Here is a 21,843-nt window from a genome sequence, read left to right on the forward strand (position 1 = left end):
ATGCCAGCGTACACGCTGGTCGCTGGCTTCGCATGAGCTCGTTTGGCGAACGGATGCACGGTGACGCGAGCAATCCTGGTAGCCGACGGCTGTGTTTCACGGCTGACTCAGCCTGACCCTGCACGCATCCATTTCGCCAATCAACGGTCAGTGGCACTTCGCTGTATTGCGCCCTGAGTAAAAAAATTTTCAATGAACACAAAGAGTTAACCGTTATTAGTTGCGCACTAACAATTACGAACTTTCCGTTGCCATGTTTGTCCATCGGTCGATGTTGTCTATTCGACATATACCGACAAGCCTGCGCTCGCCTTTATTCAAATCGATGACTCGTTCTCCACACCCAAGGCCACGGTCCTCGCATCCACGGGGTACGCGGTGTGCAGGCTCGGCCTGGCAGGGTTTGTGCTAGGTTCGGCTTTCCTGCAAGCCACTCATTGCGAACATTTCTCGGGATCTGTCTCGGATATCCCCGATGCGACTTTTTTTGTCACATTCGTCGGCGAAAAACGTCAGTCGTGGTCGTCTTGGCGTCAATGAACTCACACTGTTGAAGCGTTTTGCATACCCGAGAAATATCAATGTGACATTACACAATGGATTGTTTAGGATGGCGCCAAATAGGTCAATACATTGTCAGAAAGTTCATTTTTGCGGATTTTAGACAATAGTTTGGCGCCAATATTACAGCATAAAATACGTACCGAATGCCCGTCGCCATCACTGGTGATGTTCAGGCACCGTACCAAACGAATGGTCACCCCGGAGAGTCCCCCACATGAGCAGTGTTGTTGCCATCGTCAAAAGCATTGTTGGCCAAGTATTCGCAGTATCCCCAGAGGGGATTCGCCGTGTGCTCATCGAAGGGGATCGGCTGTTCGCCGGGGAGCAGGTCGTTACCGGTGCGGCAGGTGCCGTCACCCTGGCCCTGGCCGATGGCCGTACCATCGACCTGGGGCGCGACACACAGTGGAGCGCCAACACGCCCGACTCCAGCACTGACCTGAGTGCTGCCACCGCGCAGGCGGCACCTTCGGTAGAGGAATTGCAGCAGGCCATCGCGGCCGGCGCCGACCCTACCCAGGATCTGGAAGCCACCGCCGCAGGCCCGGGTGCGAACGACACCGGTGGTGACGGCGGCGGCAGCCACAGCTTCGTCCTGCTCAGTGAAACGGCGGGCGAAGTCGACCCTACCGTCGGCTACCCTACCGAAGGCCCGAATGGCGCCGCCGCTCAGAACACGCGCGAGATCGAGGGCGATACCAACCCGATCAACGCCGACACCGGTGACGATGGCGTGGTCCAGCGCACCGCCACACTGACCGTGACGGCAACGACCGCCATCACCGAAGCCGGCGGCGTGATCACCTACACCGCCACCGTGACCCAGGCACCTTCCGCCGACCTGACCGTCAACCTGTCCAACGGCCAATCGGTGCTCATCCCCGCAGGCCAGACCACAGGTGCCGTCAACGTCACCGTGCCGGACACCAACACACCGTATATCGACCCGTCGCAGATTTCCGTAGTGGTCACCGGCACGACCGGCGGTGGCGACCTTGTGGTCACGACTGATCCGACCCCAGCCGTCACCCGTGTCGACGACACTATCGACGTCACTACCGTGACCCTGATCGTAGGTAACAACCCGGTCACCGAAGGCACAACGATCACCTACACCGCCGTGCTCACCAACCCGGCGCAGACGCCGGTGACCGTGACTCTGTCCAACGGCTCCACCATCACCATCCCGGCAGGCCAGTCCTCGGGATCGGTCGACGTGGCGGCACCGGCCAATGACGTCTACAACAATCCAACGACCATCAACACCACCATCACCGGCGCCACCGGTGGCAACTTCGAAAGCCTGGTGCCGAGCACGGCGCCTGCGGTGGTCAACATCGTCGACTCGATCGACACCACGACCGTCGTCCTGACCGCTACCGTCCCTGCGGGCGGCGCCCTGGAAAACGGCACCATCGTCTACACCGCTACCATCGGCGCGCCAGTGACCGGCTCGCCTGTCGTCGTGACCCTGTCGAACAACCAGACCATCACCATTGGTGTAGGCGAAACCAGCGGTTCGGTTTCTTTCCCTCTGGGCAACGACGTCTATAACGGCGCTGATACCGTCAGCACGGCCATCACCGGCGTAACCGGTGGCAACTACGAGCAGCTGACTCCGAACACCACTCCAGTAGTAACGCCAGTCGGCGACAGCATCGACGTCACCAACGTCGTCCTGACCGCTACCGTCCCCGCGGGCGGCGCCCTGGAAAACGGCACCATCCTCTACACCGCCACCGTTGGCGCTCCAGTCACCGGCTCGCCTGTTGTCGTGACCCTGTCCAACAACCAGACCATCACCATCGCCGTGGGTGAAACCAGCGGCACCGTTTCCTTCGCTTTGGGCAACGATGTCTACAACGGTGCCGATACCATCAGCACCGCGATCACTGGCGTCACCGGTGGTAACTTCGAGCAACTGACTCCGATCACCACTCCGGTCGTAACGCCAGTCGGTGACAGCATCGACGTCACCAACGTTGTGTTGACCGCCACCGTCCCTGCGGGCGGCGCCCTGGAAAACGGTGCCATCCTCTACACCGCTACCGTCGGCGCACCAGTGACTGGCTCGCCCGTTGTCGTGACTCTGTCGAACAACCAGATCATCACCATCGCCGTGGGCGAAACCAGCGGCACGGTTTCCTTCGTTTTGGGCAACGACGTCTACAATGGCGCTGATACCATCAGCACCGCAATTACCGGCGTTACCGGTGGTGATTTCGAGCAACTGACTCCAATCACCACCCCAGTCGTAACCCCAGTCGGCGACAGCATCGACGTCACCAACGTTGTCCTGACCGCCACCGTCCCCGCGGGCGGCGCCCTGGAAAACGGCACTATTCTCTACACCGCCACTGTTGGCGCACCAGTGACTGGCTCGCCTGTTGTCGTGACTCTGTCGAACAACCAGATCATCACCATCGCCGTGGGCGAAACCAGCGGCACGGTTTCCTTCGCCTTGGGCAACGACGTCTACAATGGCGCTGATACCATCAGCACCGCAATTACCGGCGTTACCGGTGGTGATTTCGAGCAACTGACTCCAATCACCACCCCAGTCGTAACCCCAGTCGGCGACAGCATCGACGTCACCAACGTTGTCCTGACCGCCACCGTCCCCGCGGGCGGCGCCTTGGAAAACGGCACTATTCTCTACACCGCCACTGTTGGCGCACCAGTGACTGGCTCGCCTGTTGTCGTGACTCTGTCAAACAACCAGACCATCACCATTGGTGTGGGCGAAACCAGCGGTTCGGTTTCTTTCCCTCTGGGTAACGATGTCTACAACGGCGCTGATACCGTCAGCACGGCCATCACCGGCGTAACCGGTGGCAACTACGAGCAACTGACTCCGATCACCACGCCGGTCGTGACTCCAGTCGGCGACAGCATCGACGTCACCAACGTCGTCCTGACCGCTACCGTCCCTGCGGGCGGCGCCCTGGAAAACGGCACTATCCTGTACACCGCCACTGTCGGTGCTCCGGTCACCGGCTCGCCGGTTGTCGTGACCCTGTCGAACAACCAGACCATTACCATCGCAGTAGGCGAAACCAGCGGCACCGTTTCCTTCGCCTTGGGCAACGACGTCTACAACGGTGCCGACACCATCAGCACCGCGATCACCGGCGTAACCGGTGGCAACTACGAGCAGCTGACTCCGATCACCACACCGGTAGTAACGCCAGTCGGCGACAGCATCGACGTCACCAACGTCGTCCTGACCGCTACCGTCCCTGCGGGCGGCGCCCTGGAAAACGGCACTATTCTCTACACCGCCACCGTTGGCGCGACAGTGACCAATTCCCCTGTCGTCGTCACTCTGTCGAACGGCCAGACCATTACCATCGCCGTTGGCGAAACCAGCGGCACTGTTTCGTACGCGCTGGGTAACGACGTCTACATAGGTGCCGATACGGTCAGCACTGCGATCACCGGCGTAACAGGTGGCAATTTCGAGCAGCTCACGCCGATCACCACGCCAGTCGTGACCCCGGTCGGCGATGTCATCGATGTCACCACCATCGGCCTCACCGGCGATGCGTCGGTCACCGAAGGCCAGTCGGCTACCTACACCCTGACATTGAGCAACCCAACCAATGTCGACACGCAGATCACCCTGAACCTGACCTACGGCGGCAGCGCTTCGCGCAGCGACTTCCAGGGGCCGGACACCATCACCGTGACCATCCCACGCGGTCAGACCAGCGTTCAGTTCCAGTTGCCGATCCTCGATGACAGCCTGGTAGAGGGCCGCGAGAACGTCGTGGTGACCATCGCTACGCCAACCGGCGACAACTTCGAAAGCCTGGTGGTCGATCCACAGGCCTCCAGTGTCGACACCACCATCATCGACAACGATGCGCCCGTGGTCGGCGACAACGACGGCGTGCCGGGCAATAAACTGACCGGTACCGAAGACACCGTACTGGCACTGGACTGGGCCTCGTTCAACATCCAGCCAACCGCCAACCCCAACCTCGATGTGGGGATCAAGTTCACCAGCCTTCCGGCGAACGGCTCGCTGCAGTTCAACGACGGCACGGGCTGGAGAGACCTGACCCAGGCCGATCTGGGCACCACGTTCAGCAAGGCTCAAATCGACGCGGGCACACTGCGCTTCGTCCCGGTCGCCGATGAGTCGGGCAGCGATGCCTACAACAACGGTGGCACGGGCGACCAGCGCAGCGATTACGCCAACTTCACCTTCACCCCGACGGTCGACGCACTGGTGGGCAAGCCGGGCACCGTGGTCATCGACATCAAGCCAGTGGCTGACGTCCCCGTGCTGTCCGTGGCCCAGACGATCTCCGGCCTGATCAAGTACACCTACACCGACCTGCAAGGCCTTGGCACCAACGGTGAAGGCGCTGATCCTGCGTTGATCAAGTCCACCATCGAAGCCGCCGGCAGCCGTCCGGGCGTCGTCATCTCCGACGTGGGTGACTCGAACGTTGTGCAGGGCACCGGTACCAAAGTCACCGGCCTGATCTTCCTCGAAGCTGGCAAGACCTACACCTTCAGCGGCAAGGCCGACGACGGTCTGTTGATCAACGTTGGCGGCAAGGACCTGGATGGCGCGCACTGGGGCGCTGGCATCGACCCCACCTCGGGCGACTACACCGGCAGCATCACGCCGACCGAAACCGGCTACTACAGCATCGACCTGTATCACTACAACCAGAACGGCCCAGGCTTCTACAACCTGAACCTCTCGGTGGATCAGGGTCCGGCGACGTCGATCGGTGCGAGCGGCGTGCCGCTCTACAGTGATATCAGCGAAGTCATCAACCAGGGCATCGATGTCGTCCCGCACGTCGACGCCAACGGCGACGGCTACTACGCCGGCTACGAACTGAACCACGGTGCCGAAGACACGGCGATCCAGCTCAGCTCCATCGTCGTTTCGTTCGGCGACACGCTGGATGGTTCCGAACAGCACGTGCTGCAGATCAGCGGTATTCCAGTGGGTGCGGTGCTGCGTGACGGCGCCAACCACACTTATGTTTCCGAAGCCGGCGGCAACGGCACGGCCAACATCACCGGCTGGGACCTGACCACCCTGACCCTTACCCCACCGACCGATTTCAACGGCACCGTGGCCTTGACCGTCACCGCCATCGCCACTGAAAACGCCGACCTGGCCAACCCAGCCTCTGTCAGCCAGCAGTTGAACGTCATCGTCGACCCGGTCACCGATGTGACCAATGTGGTACTCACCGCCGAAGTCCCAGCGGGCGGTGCGGTCGAGAACGGCACCATCGTCTACACCGCCACTGTGGATTCGCCAGTGACCGGCACGCCAGTGGTCGTGACCCTGTCGAACACCCAGACCATCACCATTCCCGTCGGTCAGACGTCGGGCTCGGTGACTTACGTCATTGGCAACGACGTTTACAAAGGCGCTGACACCGTCAGCACGGGCATCACCGGCGTAAGCGGTGGCACCTACGAACAGTTGACTCCGAACACCACGCCAGTCGTCACTCCAGTTGGGGACAGCATCGATGTCACCAACGTCGTACTGACCGCCACCGTTCCTGCAGGCGGCGTCGCTGAAAACGGCACCATCGTCTACACCGCCACTGTCGGCGCACCGGTCACCGGTTCGCCGGTTGTCGTGACCCTGTCGAACACCCAGATCATCACCATTCCCGTCGGTCAGACGTCGGGCTCGGTGTCCTATGTTGTCGGCAACGACGTGTACAAAGGTGCCGACAACGTCAGCACTGGCATCACCGACGTAAGCGGTGGCAACTACGAGCAATTGACGCCGAACACCACGCCAGTCGTGACTCCGGTCAGCGACAGCAACGATGTTACCAACGTGGTACTGACTGCCGCTGTTCCAGCGGGCGGTGCCGTTGAAAACGGCACCATCGTCTATACCGCCACTGTTGGCGCTCCGGTCACCGGCTCGCCGGTTGTAGTGACCCTGTCGAACAACCAGACCATCACCATCGGTGTGGGCGAAACCAGCGGTACCGTCTCCTACACCCTGGGTAACGACGTCTACAACGGCGCCAACCCTGTCAGCACGGCCATCACCGGCGTAAGCGGCGGCAACTACGAGCAGCTGACTCCTAACACCACGCCGGTCGTAACGCCGGTTGGCGATAGCACCGACATCACAAACGTCGTACTGACCGCTACCGTCCCAGCGGGCGGCGCCCTGGAAAACGGCACCATTGTCTATACCGCGACCGTCGGCGCACCTGTCACCGGCTCCCCGGTTGTCGTGACCCTGTCCAACAACCAGACCATCACCATCGGTGTGGGCGAAACCAGTGGCACTGTTTCCTACACCCTGGGTAATGACGTCTACACCGGCGCCGCCACCGTCAGCACGGCCATCACCGGCGTAACCGGTGGCAACTATGAACAGCTGACTCCGAACACCACGCCAATCGTGACCCAGGTCGGCGATGTGACCGATGTCACCACTATCAGCCTCAGCGGCACTGCGTCGGTAACCGAAGGTGAGTCTGCGAGCTACACGCTGACCCTGAGCAATCCGACCAATGTCGATACGCAGGTCACCCTGAACCTGAGCTACGGTGGCAGTGCGACAGGTGCCGACTATCGGGGCACGGACACCATCACCGTGACCATCAAGGCGGGGGAAACCAGCGCCAACTTCCAACTGCCCATCGTCGATGACGCTCTGGTCGAAGGTCGCGAGAACGTCGTGGTCACCATCGCCAATCCGACCGGCACCAACTTCGAGAGCCTGGTAGTCAACCCGCAGGCCGCCAGCGTCAATACCGTCATCATCGATAACGACGCGCCCGTGGTCGGCGACAACGACGGCGTGCCGGGCAACAAACTGACCGGTACCGAAGACACCGCCGTGGCACTGAACTGGGCGTCGTTCAACATTGAGCCAACCGCCAACCCCACCCTCGACCTAGGCATCAAGTTCACCAGCCTGCCGGCAAACGGCACCCTGCAGTTCAACGACGGCAGCGGCTGGAAAAACCTTACCGCAGCTGACTTGGGCACTACCTACAGCAAGGCCGACATCGATGCCGGCAAGCTGCAGTTCGTCCCAGTAGCCGACGAGTCGGGCAGCGATGCCTACAACAACGCCGGTACCGGTGACCAGCACAGCGACTACGCCAGCTTCACCTTCACCCCGACGGTCGACGCGCTGGTGGGCAAACCCGGTACCGTCACCATCGACATCAAGCCAGTGGCCGATGCTCCGATCCTGAGCCTGACACCGGACTACGTCGTTCCGACCGGCCTGATCAAGTACACCTACACCGGCCTGCAGGGGCTGGGCACCAATGGCGAAGGCGCTGACCCTGCACTGATCAAGTCCACCATCGAAGCCGCCAACCGGCCTCAGGGCGTGGTCGTTGCCGATGTGGGTGACACCAATGTCGTACAGGGCACCTCTACCAAAGTCACCGGCCTGATCTTCCTCGAAGCCGGCAAGACCTACACCTTCACCGGCAAGGCCGACGACGGTCTGCTGATCAACGTTGGCGGCAAGGACTTGAGCACCGCCCACTGGGGCGCTGGCGTCGACCCCACTTCAGGTGACTTCAGCGGCACCTTCAAGCCGACTGAAACCGGCTACTACAGCCTGGACCTGTACCATCACAACCAGAACGGTCCGGGCTTCTACGGCCTGAACCTGTCGGTCGACCAAGGCCCCGTGACTCCGATCGGCCAGAGCGGAGCGCTGCTGTACACCGACATCGCCGACCTGGTGAACCAAGGCATCAACGTCACCCCGCACGTCGATGGCAATGGTGATGGTTACTACGCCGGCTACGAACTGAACCACGGCGCCGAAGACACTGCGATCCAGCTGAGCACCATCAACGTCACCTTCGGCGACACGCGTGATGGTTCCGAACTGCACGTGCTGCAGATCAGCGGTATCCCGGCAGGCGCAGAGCTGCGTGATGGCGCTGGCCATAGCTACGTTTCTACAGCCGGTGGCACCGGCACGGCCGATATCAGCACGTGGGATCTGAAAACCCTGACCATCACGCCGCCGACCGATTTCAACGGCACTCTGGCGCTGACCGTCACGGCCACCGCCACCGAGAGCGCTGACTCGGCCAACCCGGCTTCGGTCAGCCAGCAGCTGAACGTCATCGTCGACCCGGTCACCGACGTGACCAATGTCGTGCTCACAGCACAAACGCCACCAGGCGGCGTGCTGGAAAACGGCACCATCGTCTACACTGCGACGGTGGGTAATCCGGTGACTGGCACACCGGTCGTCGTCAAGCTGTCGAACGACCAAGTCATTACCATTCCTGTGGGCGAGACATCGGGTTCGGTGTCCTACGTCGTCGGCAACGACGTGTACAAGGGCGCTGACTCGGTCTCCACCACGATCACTGGCGCCACCGGCGGCAACTACGAACAACTGACCCCGATCACCACCCCAGTGGTGACCCCGGTCGGCGATACCATCGACGTCACCACCATCAGCCTCACCGGCGATGCGTCGGCCACCGAAGGCCAGTCGGCGACCTACACGCTGACCCTGAGCAACCCGACCAACATCGATACTCAAGTCACCCTCAATCTGACCTACGGCGGCACCGCTACACGCGGCGATCATGAGGGCGCGGACAGCATCACCGTGACCATTCCGAAGGGCCAGACCAGCGTTCAGTTCCAGCTGCCTATCGTCGATGACGCTTTGGTGGAAGGTCGCGAAAACGTCGTGGTGACCATCGCCACGCCGACCGGCGACAACTTCGAAAGCCTGGTAGTCAACCCACAAGCCGCCAGCGTCGACACCACCATCATCGACAACGATGCACCGGTGGTAGGCGACAACGGCGACAACAATGGCGTGGCTGGCAACAAGCTCAGCGGCACCGAAGACACCGCCGTGGCCCTGGACTGGGCTTCGTTCAACATCCAGCCGACCGCCAACCCTGGCCTCGACCTGGGCATCAAGTTCACCGGTCTGCCGGCAAACGGTTTGCTGCAGTTCAAAGACGGCAGCGAGTGGAAAGACCTGACCGCAGCCGATCTGGGCACCACCTTCAGCAAGGCGCAAATCGAAGGAGGCGCACTGCGCTTTGTCCCAGTAGCCGACGAGTCGGGCAGCGATACCTACAACAACGCTGGCACCGGTGACCAGCACAGCGACTACGCCAGCTTCACCTTCACCCCGACGGTCGATGCGCTGGTGGGCAAGCCAGGCACCGTGACCATCGACATCAAGCCGGTGGCCGATGCTCCGATCCTCAGCCTGACCCCGGACTATGTGGTCCCGACCGGCCTGATCAAGTACACCTACACCGACCTGCAAGGCCTGGGCAACACCGGTGAAGGCGCTGATCCTGCGTTGATCAAGTCGACCATCGAAGCCGCGGGCAGCCGTCCGGGCGTGGTCATCGCCGACGTTGGCGACACCAACATCGTCCAGGGCACTGGCACCAAAGTCACCGGCCTGATCTTCCTGGAAGCTGGCAAGACCTACACCTTCAGCGGCAAGGCCGACGACGGTTTGCTGATCAACGTCGGTGGCAAGGACCTGGGCACTGCCCATTGGGGTGCGGGCGTCGACCCGACTTCGGGTGACTTCAGCGGCAGCATCACGCCGTCCGAAACCGGCTACTACAGCCTGGACCTGTACCACCATAACCAGAACGGCCCAGGCTTCTACGACCTGAACCTGTCGGTCGACCAGGGTCCTGCGACCTCGATCGGTGCGAGCGGCGTGCCGCTGTACACCGACATTGCCGACCTGGTGAACCAGGGCATCAACGTCACTCCACATGTCGACGGCAACGGCGATGGTTACTACGCCGGTTACGAACTGAACCACGGTGCCGAAAACACCGCGATCCAGCTGAGTACCATCAACGTCACCTTCGGCGACACGCGTGATGGCTCCGAGCAGCACCTGCTGCAGATCAGCGGTATCCCAGAGGGCGCGGTACTGCGCGATGGTGCCAACCACAGCTATGTCTCTGCCGCCGGTGGCACCGGCACGGCCGATATCACCACGTGGGATCTGAAGACCCTGACCATCACCCCGCCGACCGACTTCACCGGCACGCTGGCCCTGACCGTCAAGGCCACCGCTACTGAAAGTGCGGACCAAGCCAACCCGGCGTCGGTCAGCCAGCAGCTCAACGTCATCGTCGATGCGGTGAACGAAGCGCCAGCGGTAGCCATGGACCAGCAAATGGTCTTCAACGAAGGCTCGGCAGAATCGGTCAACCTGGTATCGGGCCTGACCATCAGCGACAAGGACAACACCGCTGGCGATCAACTGCAAAGCGCGAAGATCGTCATCCACAACACCATGGCCGGCGACATCCTGACCTCGGCCTTCGAGGCCGGTAAAGGCACCACCACCCAGGGCATCGGCTACAAGGTCGATGGTGTCGCCAGCGATGGCACCATGACCATCACCCTGGAAGGGATGGCGAGCCGCGCCGCCTACCAGGAGTTGATCAGCTCGATCCAGTTCAAGGCCACCGGTGAGCATCCGGAAAGCACCGTGCGCCAGGTCTCGGTCGAAGTGACCGACACCGGCGTGCAGGGCAATGGCGTCAACGGCGCATCCTCGGTCGTGGCCAACAGCACCATGGCGGTCAAGCCGGCCGTGGTCGTCACCTTGTCCGCCGAGCCAGAAGCAGTCGAGGGCGGTGTGATCAAGTACACCGCCACCCTGACCGACCTGCATGGCAATGCCGTCAACGCTCAGGACACCATTCGGGTCGACATCGGCAACGGCGCGAGCATCAGCATCGCCAAGGGCGCCTCGGCAAGCTCGACCACCGTCGATGCGCCAGCGGACGACGTGTACAAGGACGCCGATTCGGTCAGCCGCACTATCCAGAACGTAAGCGGTGGCGGCAACGTCACGCTGGTGCCGGGCACCACGCCGGTCAATGTCCTGGTCAACGACACCATCGACGCGACCAAAGTCACCTTGAGCGCCACCTCGGCGGTCAACGACGGCGGCGTCATCACCTACACCGCCACCCTCGACCACGCGGCCGACAAGGCCGTGAAGCTGCTGCTGTCGAACGGCCAGACCATCGACATCGCAGCCAAGGCCACCCAAGGCTCCGTCAATTACACGGTGGCCAACGATGCCTCGCGCGCCGGTATCCTCACGGTTGCCGTGGCTGGTATCGCCAACGCCGCCAATGGCAAGCCGATCGATGGCAACTTCGAAAAACTGCTGTACCAGGATGCATCGGCCAGCACCACCGTGACCGGTCCACAGACCACCATCGGTATCACCGGTGCCGAGCGGATCATCGAAGGTCAGTCGGCTGTCTACACCTTGACCCTCAGCCACGAGACCAAGAGCCCGGTCACCGTCACCCTGAGCTATTCGGGCAAGGCGGCCAACGGCGCTGACTTCCAGGGCCAGACCACCGTGGTCATCGCCGCCGACAAGTCGTCTGCGACCTTCCCCATCATCACCCTGAGCGATCAGTTGCGTGAGGGGACCGAACAACTGGTCGTGACCATCGACTCGGTCACCGGCGGCAACTTCCAGAGCCTGACGCCAGACCCGGCCCACGCCAGTATTGCCATCAACATCATCGACAACACCCTGGTGGCCGACACCGCCACGGTCGATGAAGGCGCCACCCTGAACGGCAACGTGCTGACCAATGATCGCGACGGTGACAACAGCCTGACCGTGGCCAAGTTCACCGTCGGCGGCACCAGCTATGCCATGGACGCCAGCGGCCATGCCTCGGCTCAGGTCTTCGCCGAAGTCGACAAGCCGTCGGTAGTCGTCGGCAATCTGACCATCGCTGCCGATGGCAGCTACACCTACACGCCGGCCAAGGGTTACGAGCACTGGAGCGGCACCGTGCCAACGGTCAGCTACACCACCGATACCGGCGCGGTCAGTACCTTGAACATCACCGTGGCGCCAGTCAGCGATACTCCGCTGCTGAGCGTTGCCAACCCAACTTCGTGGACCCTGTCCGGCGACGCCAACACCGTCACCAGCGGCCAGGTCAGCCAGTTGGGCGAGGCGTGGAAGACCCACAACGCCAACAACTACATCGAGGTCAATCCGTACAGCGTCTACAACGGCACCTCCAGCAGCACCAAGGTGATCGAGCTGGAAAGCAACGTGGGCGACGCTAGCGACCTCTACACTGTCGTGGCCAACGCCAAGGCCGGTTCGCTGTACACCCTGGACTTCGACTACTCGCCACGCAAAGGGCATGAAGGCGATTCCGACATCAAGGTCATGTGGGGTGACAAGGTGGTTGCCGTGATCAACGGCACCACCGTTGGCATGGTGCACTACAGCCTGCAATTGCCGGTGGACAGCACCGCCAGCAAGACCTTGACCTTCGTTTCGGTGGACAAGAACTCGTACGGTGGCCTGCTGGACAACATCACGCTGTCCACCACCGGCAACACCGGTGTGGCCGGCAAGGCAATCGCACTGTCCGAGATCACTTCGCAGCTGGTCGACCGTGACGGTTCCGAAACCCTGACCACGACCATTTCCAACATCCAGGCCGGTGCCACCCTCAGTGACGGCACCCACAGCTTCACGGCCAGCAGCACTGCACAGGTCGCGGACGTCAGCGACTGGAGCCTGTCCACCCTGACCCTGACCACCGCGGCCAATGCGCCTGCCGGTGACATCAACCTGAAGGTCAACGCCAGCGCCAAGGACGGTACCGCCGTCGCTGCAGCGGCTGCTGAACAGACCCTGACCGTGCACGTGGTGGAGGCCAAACAGAGCTACAGCGCAATCACCGGCAACGCCGGCACCGAGACGCTGGATGGCACTACCGGCCGCGACATCATCGTCGGCGACGTGACACCGACCCAGACGCAGAACGGCGCCAGCTACAACATCGCCTACATCCTGGATCGCTCCGGCAGCATGAAGGACACCTTGGCCAGCGCGAAGGATTCGGTCGCAACCGCCGTCCAGCAGCTCTCGCAGAACCTGGGCGGCGGTACGGTCAAGGTGACCATCGTCGACTTCGGCACCGACGCCAAGCAAGGCGCCACGCTGACGCTGACGCCGAACATGTCGCTGGACGCGATCAAGGCCGGCCTGGGTCTCAACGCCCTCACCGCCACCGGTGGTACCAACTACGAGGCCGCGTTCTACAAGGCCGAGGCTTGGTTCAAGGGGACCGAAGCCACCAGCAACACTGGTGCCGTCAAGCTCAGCTACCTGATCACCGACGGCGAACCGACCTACTACCTGGACACCGCCAATAATCGCCAAGGCGATGGTCGCACTACCAACAACGCTGTCATCGATGGTTCGGCGGAGGGCTTCGCGGCCTTGGCCAAGGTCTCGACCGTGGAAGCCATCGGCGTCGGTAACAGCGCCAGCGTAACCACCTTGCAGAAGTTCGACAGCGACGGCGAAGTGCAGACCAAGATCGATGTCAGCAATATCGCTGCCGCACTGAAGAACAGCCTCATCACTGCCGGTGGCGACACCATCAACGGCGGCGAGGGCCACGATATCCTGTTCGGCGACACCATCTCGTTCACCAAGGCCGGCGTAACCACCGAGGGCACGGCAGCACTGACCGAGTACGTGAAATCGGTCACCAACACCAGCTCGGTCACCTCCGAACAGGTACACGACTACATCACCAAGCACGCCAGCGACTTCAATGTCGGCCCTGCCAGCTCCGAGGGTCAAGCCGGTCTGTTCACCGTCGCCAAAGGGGGCAACGACTTCCTCAACGGTGGTGATGGCAACGACATTATCTACGGCCAGAGTGGCAATGACACCCTGCGTGGCGGTGCCGGCAACGACATCCTCTTCGGCGGCGCAGGCAAGGACACCTTCGTCTGGAAGAGCGGTGACGTCGGTACCGACACCATCAAGGACTTCAGCCATGCCGAAGGCGACAAGCTGGACCTGTCCGACCTGTTGCCTTCGGACGCTGAAACCAACCTGGCGAACTACTTGAAGCTGAGCACCGACACGGCCGGTAATTCGACCCTGCAGATCAGCACCAAGGGTGGCATGGCCTCGGCTGCAGCCTCGGTCACGCCGGACGTCACCATCAAGGTCGACAACGCCCATTGGGGCAGCGGTACCGACGCCATCAAGTCGCTGATCTCCGGTGGCGACCTGTTGGTCAAGCACCACGATTGATGCAACCAGCAGCCGACCCCTGTGGGTCGGCGACCGTCGGCATCCATTGGGTCTGAATCCGTGTACTCTCTGCCGAGGCTGCCCTGCAGTCTCGGCAGGTTTTTTTCGATGGGAGCGCTTCGATGTTCTACGTACAACGCGATCAACAAGGTGTATTGGTCCGCGTGGAGGCGGCTGCCTACGCCGAGGCCACGGAAACCCTGCCAGCCGATCACCACGAGATCCAGGCCTGGTACGCCAACGACGTGGTCGAAACCAGCCTGAAACAGCTCAAGCAGAGCGACCTGGACATGATCCGGGTACTCGACGACCTGATTCAGGTGCTGACCAGCAAGGGCATCATTCGCGTCACCGATCTGCCGGCAGCGGCCCAGGCCAAGCTCAAGGATCGTTCCAGCGCACGTGTCGCGCTGGGTGGCTTGAATCAGCTGATCAACGACGATGAAACCGGCTTGATCTGAAGCCTTCGCCCCGCTTCACCACCGCGCCTGAAACGGCACGGTCTGGAGTGGATCGAAGGCCTGCGCGTCAGACCTAGCCTGGCTGCCAGGGCTGCGGCTCACCCACGAGCTGGCCCTGCACGCCGGCAATCCCCATCTCGCGAATTACCTGCAACTCCCCTTGCGTCTCGACCCGCTCGGCAATCAGCGGCAGGTCGATGCTGTGCGCTGCCCGCTGGATGGCCTCGATGAACAGCCGCTTGTGGCTTTCCTGATCGATGGCGCGAATGTAGCTGCCGTCGATCTTCAGGTAGCCAAGGCCCAGATGCGCCAGGTTGCCGATCATGCTGAAACGCCCGCCAAAGCGCTGCAGGCTCAGGCTGTAGCCCAGGCTGCGCAGACGCCGCGTGAGCTGCTCGAGCACGCTTTGTTCCGGAATCTGCTCCTCGCCGATTTCCAGGGTCAGGCGCGGGCCCAGGGATGGATACTGCGCCAATCGTTCGAACAGCGCTTCCAGCGCCTGCGGATCGTTCAAGCTGGCTGCAGACAGGTTCAAGGCGAGCGTGGCGTCGTGCTTGCGCAGATGTTCCAGCACCAGCTCTAGCATCAGCCGATCCAGGCGTGCCGACCACCCGAAGCGCTCCAGCCAAGGCAGGAATCGCCCGGCAGCAACGGCATGGCCCTGCTCGTCGATCAGCCGCGACAGCACCTTGTGGTGAAGCACCTGCGTGGTATCCAGGCTGCTCACGACCGGCTGGAAGTACAGCTGGAAGCGGCCCTGCGCCAGGGCATTGTCGAGCAGCGTGTGCCAGGCGTGGTGATCGTTCTCCACCGTCGCCAGTGCCCTGTGCTCGAGACAGACCCAACTGCACTCACCCGCGCCCTCGGCCTGCGCCAAGGCCTCGTCGGCCAACTTGAGCAGCGCTTGCGGGTCATCCCCAGGCGTATACGGTGCCAGCCCCAGATGGGCCACCGGCAGCAGGTCGGTAGCGCCGGTCTGTGCCAGGCTGCGCAGGTTCGCGTCGAGCGCCTGGGCGAGCTGCTGAGCCTCTTCGCGCACCATGCCCGGTGCCAGTATGGAAAACTCGCCACCCCGGCTGCGGGTGATCAGGTTGAGCGTCTCAGGGTGACGCGCGCAGGTGCGTACCAACTGCTGGCTGACCGCCTGCAGCAACTGGTCGGTCCGCTGCCCACCCAGCCGTTGGTTGAGGCCGGCCAGGTCGTTGATACGCAACAGCACGAGATAACCCGCGCTGGCCTCTTCCAGATTGCTCACCCGCGTGTGCAACTGCATCTCGAAATAGCGCCGGTTGGCCAGTCCGGTCAGGCTGTCCTGGTACGACTCGATACGCAACCGTTCACTGCGCACGGTCTGCTCATGGAACAACGCCTTGAGTTTTTCCACCATCTGATTCATGGCTTGCACCACGCGCCGCAGTTCAGGCGTGCGCGGCAGATCGGGCAGGCTGAGGAACTCCCTTCGCGCAATGGCGTGCGACTGCTCGACCATGTAGTCCAGCGGCTTGAGCTGGCGACGCAGCAGCAGTGCACCCAGCGCAGCACTGACCGCGCCGCACAGCAGCAACCAGCCCAGACTGCCCAGGGCAGCCTGCCACAGCTTGGCCACGGCAAACATCGGATGGCTCACCACCTCGACCCGGGCCGCCTGCTCCCAACCGCGGCTGACAATGGCGTCGCCGCCGGCTGGGGCTAGATTGATCATCTTCACGAACCAGGCTGGCACACCGTTACCATCCGGCTCGGCGGCTCGCTCGACGATGACGCTGTCATCCGCCAGGTTGACCACGCGAATGCTGGCGTAATAGCCACTGTCGAAGATCGAGCTGACCATCAGTTCGACCATCGCCGGGTCGTCGATATTGGGCGTGAGCGACAACGCCAGGGCCGTGGCCGCATCCTGGGCGTGCGAACGCAGCTGGTTGACGTACTGAGTGCGCGAGCTCTCTAGGCTGACCATGAAGCTGCCAGTGAAAGCCACCACCAGAAACAGGCATATCGCGATCAACAGCTGTTTGAACAGAGACATCGTTGCTCCACTTAATAATCCGGACTGGCCGGAAAGCCTTCGGCGGTCATTTTCTTCAGCACATCCTGCCAACGCGACAGGCGCTTGGTATCACCTACCTTCTTGTTGCCACCAGCGCCGGTGAGCCACAACCCCTCACCGTTGAAGGCATAGACAGGCAAAAGGTCCTGGCGCTGATTGGCAGGCAATATAGGGTCCATCAGGCTGTCCAGTACCAGGGGCATGGCAGTCGGGGTGGCGTAGTAGGTGAGCACCATGTGCGCGCGGTTCTGCCGCAGCGCCTTGACGTAGGTGATGCGCAGCTTGTCGGCGGCAACGCCCAGATGACGCAGGCTGAAGTACTTGGCAATCGCATAGTCCTCGCAGTCGCCTGCACCCTTGAGCAACGACTGTACCGGCGTGGCCCAATAGTCCACCTCATGCCACAGATCCAGGTCCTCGCGATACCGCAGCTGATGGTTGAAAAACTTGTTCACCACTTCCAACTGTTCGCTTTCACTCAACGGCTTCTGGGTAGCCAACAGCCGTTGCCACGCATCGATACGCTGCGCGCCTTCACCTAATGGACCATACAGACCCTCGGCGCGGCGACTGATCTGATTGAAATCCCAGTCGGCATGAAGTCCACCCAGCAATGTGCCTGCCAGGGCAAAGGCAATCGCAAGACAGCGCACCGTCTGTAGGTACTTCAACCGTGTGAGCAACGTGTTCGATCCGCCGGGGACGCATTGCAGCCCACCATGGTGCGGGGGCGCTGGGTAAAAAACAATGGCACGATGAAATCACTTTCTCGTGATCCTGTGCAGCCTTTTCGTCGCTTCAATACTGCACTTCGTCTGGCTATCAGCCTCGCGGGTCGTTATTCAAATGCGCCAGCTTTCAATGTGTAACTGGTTGCGTCAGGATGTCGCAAAAATAGCAGAGGCAGTTTGGCGTGACTGGAAAACCCACTGTGCTGGCCAGTATTCTCGGCAGTGAACAAGTGCCTGCGCATCTGGCACGCTCGGTGATTGAAGAAAGGCTTCGTGCAGCCATCTACGATGGACGCCTACCCTGCGGCATGGCCATCCGGCAGCAGGAGCTGGCCACATTGTTCGGCGTCAGTCGCATGCCAGTGCGCGAAGCCCTGCGCCAGCTTGAAGCACAGGGCCTGTTGAAGGTCGTGCATCACAAAGGCGCAGTGGTCGCTCCCCTGATCAATCACGACTCCGCAGAAACCTATGCCTTGCGCATGCTCCTGGAGTGCGAAGCCTTGCGTCTTTCAGTCCCACTGTTGGAAGAAGCAGATTTTGCCTTTGCACAGGACTGCATCGAGCGCTTGGAACGCACATCGGATTACGTCGAGATCAGTCGTCTGAACCGGGCGTTCCATCGAACGCTGTACGCCCATGCCAATAACCGCCGTTTACTGAACCTGGTAGATGAAGGGCTCATCGAAGAAGAGCGCTTCCTGCGCTTCAACCTCGAAGCCATGGGCTTGCGTAATATGGCCCAGGACGATCACCGGAACATGTTGCAGGCCGCCAGGCAGCGCAATGTAGCCCTGGCGGTCGAACTGTTGCGAGAGCATCTCCAGCGCGGCGTAGACGCCATCGAACGCTATCTGGCGCAACGCTCAAGCAACTGAAGCCAAACGCCCGGAAGAACCCAGAGGCCAGAAAGCAAAAACCCCTGTCTGCGTGAGCAGACAGGGGTTTTCTTATTCAATCTTGACGATGACCTACTCTCACATGGGGGAAACCCCACACTACCATCGGCGATGCATCGTTTCACTGCTGAGTTCGGGATGGGATCAGGTGGTTCCAATGCTCTATGGTCGTCAAGAAATTCCGTGTGCCGGATCGGCGTTGCCAACCACAGCGAAATATTGGGACTTCTACTTATAGACAAAACCCCTACCTGCTCACGCAGATAGGGGTTTCGGAATTGAATCTTGACGATGACCTACTCTCACATGGGGAAACCCCACACTACCATCGGCGATGCATCGTTTCACTGCTGAGTTCGGGATGGGATCAGGTGGTTCCAATGCTCTATGGTCGTCAAGAAATTCTGTAGCCAGGATGCCCTTTGGAAGGCACTCCAGCGAATCGGGTATGTGATAGTCGTGGGTTGTCTTGCTGCGAACTTTCGGTTCGTGTCATCTCCACAGTCACCGCAATCTGGTCGTTCGACGCAAATTGCTTGGGTGTTATATGGTCAAGCCTCACGGGCAATTAGTATGGGTTAGCTCAACGCCTCACAGCGCTTACACACCCCACCTATCAACGTCGTAGTCTTCGACGGCCCTTCAGGGAACTCAAGGTTCCAGTGAGATCTCATCTTGAGGCAAGTTTCCCGCTTAGATGCTTTCAGCGGTTATCTTTTCCGAACATAGCTACCCGGCAATGCCACTGGCGTGACAACCGGAACACCAGAGGTTCGTCCACTCCGGTCCTCTCGTACTAGGAGCAGCCCCTCTCAAATCTCAAACGTCCACGGCAGATAGGGACCGAACTGTCTCACGACGTTCTAAACCCAGCTCGCGTACCACTTTAAATGGCGAACAGCCATACCCTTGGGACCGGCTTCAGCCCCAGGATGTGATGAGCCGACATCGAGGTGCCAAACACCGCCGTCGATATGAACTCTTGGGCGGTATCAGCCTGTTATCCCCGGAGTACCTTTTATCCGTTGAGCGATGGCCCTTCCATACAGAACCACCGGATCACTAAGACCTACTTTCGTACCTGCTCGACGTGTCTGTCTCGCAGTCAAGCGCGCTTTTGCCTTTATACTCTACGACCGATTTCCGACCGGTCTGAGCGCACCTTCGTACTCCTCCGTTACTCTTTAGGAGGAGACCGCCCCAGTCAAACTACCCACCATACACTGTCCTCGATCCGGATGACGGACCTGAGTTAGAACCTCAAAGTTGCCAGGGTGGTATTTCAAGGTTGGCTCCACGCAGACTGGCGTCCACGCTTCAAAGCCTCCCACCTATCCTACACAAGCAAATTCAAAGTCCAGTGCAAAGCTATAGTAAAGGTTCACGGGGTCTTTCCGTCTAGCCGCGGATACACTGCATCTTCACAGCGATTTCAATTTCACTGAGTCTCGGGTGGAGACAGCGCCGCCATCGTTACGCCATTCGTGCAGGTCGGAACTTACCCGACAAGGAATTTCGCTACCTTAGGACCGTTATAGTTACGGCCGCCGTTTACCGGGGCTTCGATCAAGAGCTTCGCTTGCGCTAACCCCATCAATTAACCTTCCGGCACCGGGCAGGCGTCACACCCTATACGTCCACTTTCGTGTTTGCAGAGTGCTGTGTTTTTAATAAACAGTCGCAGCGGCCTGGTATCTTCGACCGGCATGAGCTTACGGAGCAAGTCCTTCACCCTCACCGGCGCACCTTCTCCCGAAGTTACGGTGCCATTTTGCCTAGTTCCTTCACCCGAGTTCTCTCAAGCGCCTTGGTATTCTCTACCCAACCACCTGTGTCGGTTTGGGGTACGGTTCCTGGTTACCTGAAGCTTAGAAGCTTTTCTTGGAAGCATGGCATCAACCACTTCGTCGTCTGAAAGACAACTCGTCATCAGCTCTCGGCCTTGAGATCCCGGATTTACCTAAGATCTCAGCCTACCACCTTAAACTTGGACAACCAACGCCAAGCTGGCCTAGCCTTCTCCGTCCCTCCATCGCAATAACCAGAAGTACAGGAATATTAACCTGTTTTCCATCGACTACGCTTTTCAGCCTCGCCTTAGGGACCGACTAACCCTGCGTCGATTAACGTTGCGCAGGAAACCTTGGTCTTTCGGCGTGGGTGTTTTTCACACCCATTGTCGTTACTCATGTCAGCATTCGCACTTCTGATACCTCCAGCAAGCTTCTCAACTCACCTTCACAGGCTTACAGAACGCTCCTCTACCGCATCATCATAAGATGATACCCGTAGCTTCGGTACCTGGTTTGAGCCCCGTTACATCTTCCGCGCAGGCCGACTCGACTAGTGAGCTATTACGCTTTCTTTAAAGGGTGGCTGCTTCTAAGCCAACCTCCTAGCTGTCTAAGCCTTCCCACATCGTTTCCCACTTAACCAGGATTTTGGGACCTTAGCTGACGGTCTGGGTTGTTTCCCTTTTCACGACGGACGTTAGCACCCGCCGTGTGTCTCCCATGCTCGGCACTTGTAGGTATTCGGAGTTTGCATCGGTTTGGTAAGTCGGGATGACCCCCTAGCCGAAACAGTGCTCTACCCCCTACAGTGATACATGAGGCGCTACCTAAATAGCTTTCGAGGAGAACCAGCTATCTCCGAGCTTGATTAGCCTTTCACTCCGATCCACAGGTCATCCGCTAACTTTTCAACGGTAGTCGGTTCGGTCCTCCAGTCAGTGTTACCTAACCTTCAACCTGCCCATGGATAGATCGCCCGGTTTCGGGTCTATACCCAGCGACTAAACGCCCTATTAAGACTCGCTTTCGCTACGCCTCCCCTATTCGGTTAAGCTCGCCACTGAATATAAGTCGCTGACCCATTATACAAAAGGTACGCAGTCACAGAACAAAGTCTGCTCCCACTGCTTGTACGCATACGGTTTCAGGATCTATTTCACTCCCCTCTCCGGGGTTCTTTTCGCCTTTCCCTCACGGTACTAGTTCACTATCGGTCAGTCAGTAGTATTTAGCCT

At 60.4% G+C, this 21,843-nt stretch carries 5 protein-coding genes and 3 rRNA genes (1 of these 8 only partly in view); 3 read left to right on the forward strand and 5 right to left on the reverse strand.

Annotation, left to right across the window (positions count from 1 at the left end; all coding sequences use genetic code 11):
• Positions 1 to 778 precede the first annotated feature (778 nt).
• Together LT40_RS15490 and LT40_RS15495 are read left to right on the forward strand one after the other, a co-directional pair.
• Positions 779 to 14,680 (forward strand): retention module-containing protein, encoded by a 13,902-nt coding sequence (locus LT40_RS15490; protein ID WP_043191860.1) that lies wholly within the window; start codon positions 779 to 781, stop codon positions 14,678 to 14,680.
• A 122-nt stretch (positions 14,681 to 14,802) separates the two neighbouring features.
• Positions 14,803 to 15,141 (forward strand): hypothetical protein, encoded by a 339-nt coding sequence (locus LT40_RS15495; protein ID WP_043191861.1) that lies wholly within the window; start codon positions 14,803 to 14,805, stop codon positions 15,139 to 15,141.
• A gap of 73 nt (positions 15,142 to 15,214) precedes the next feature.
• Here LT40_RS15495 and lapD read toward each other — a convergent pair whose 3' ends face one another.
• Together lapD and lapG are read right to left on the reverse strand one after the other, a co-directional pair.
• Positions 15,215 to 17,167 (reverse strand): cyclic di-GMP receptor LapD, encoded by a 1,953-nt coding sequence (lapD, locus tag LT40_RS15500; protein ID WP_043191863.1) that lies wholly within the window; start codon positions 17,165 to 17,167, stop codon positions 15,215 to 15,217.
• 11 nt (positions 17,168 to 17,178) lie between these two features.
• The gene (gene lapG, locus LT40_RS15505; protein ID WP_043191864.1) at positions 17,179 to 17,871 is read right to left on the reverse strand and encodes a cysteine protease LapG; all 693 of its coding nucleotides are present in this window, start codon (positions 17,869 to 17,871) and stop codon (positions 17,179 to 17,181) included.
• A gap of 230 nt (positions 17,872 to 18,101) precedes the next feature.
• On the opposite strand from lapG, the gene LT40_RS15510 reads away from it, so the two are divergent.
• Entirely contained in the window at positions 18,102 to 18,794 is a 693-nt protein-coding gene (locus LT40_RS15510) for a GntR family transcriptional regulator (protein ID WP_043191866.1), read from the forward strand.
• Between the two features lie 80 nt (positions 18,795 to 18,874).
• On the opposite strand, the gene rrf (LT40_RS15515) is transcribed toward LT40_RS15510, so the two are convergent.
• The 3 genes from rrf (LT40_RS15515) to LT40_RS15525 form a co-directional block, all read right to left on the reverse strand.
• Positions 18,875 to 18,991 (reverse strand): 5S ribosomal RNA (gene rrf, locus LT40_RS15515).
• A 107-nt stretch (positions 18,992 to 19,098) separates the two neighbouring features.
• Positions 19,099 to 19,214 (reverse strand): 5S ribosomal RNA (gene rrf, locus LT40_RS15520).
• Positions 19,215 to 19,362: 148 nt separating this feature from the next.
• Positions 19,363 to 21,843 (reverse strand): 23S ribosomal RNA (locus LT40_RS15525); it runs 413 nt beyond the window's last position.

The organism is Pseudomonas rhizosphaerae, assembly GCF_000761155.1.
GTDB lineage: Bacteria > Pseudomonadota > Gammaproteobacteria > Pseudomonadales > Pseudomonadaceae > Aquipseudomonas > Aquipseudomonas rhizosphaerae.

What these genes read in the sequence shown, in the direction of transcription:
- LT40_RS15490 (WP_043191860.1), top strand. Translation starts at nt 779, where the DNA reads ATGAGCAGTGTTGTTGCCATCGTCAAAAGCATTGTTGGCCAAGTATTC.
- LT40_RS15495 (WP_043191861.1), top strand. Translation starts at nt 14,803, where the DNA reads ATGTTCTACGTACAACGCGATCAACAAGGTGTATTGGTCCGCGTGGAG.
- lapD (WP_043191863.1), bottom strand. Translation starts at nt 17,167, where the DNA reads ATGTCTCTGTTCAAACAGCTGTTGATCGCGATATGCCTGTTTCTGGTG.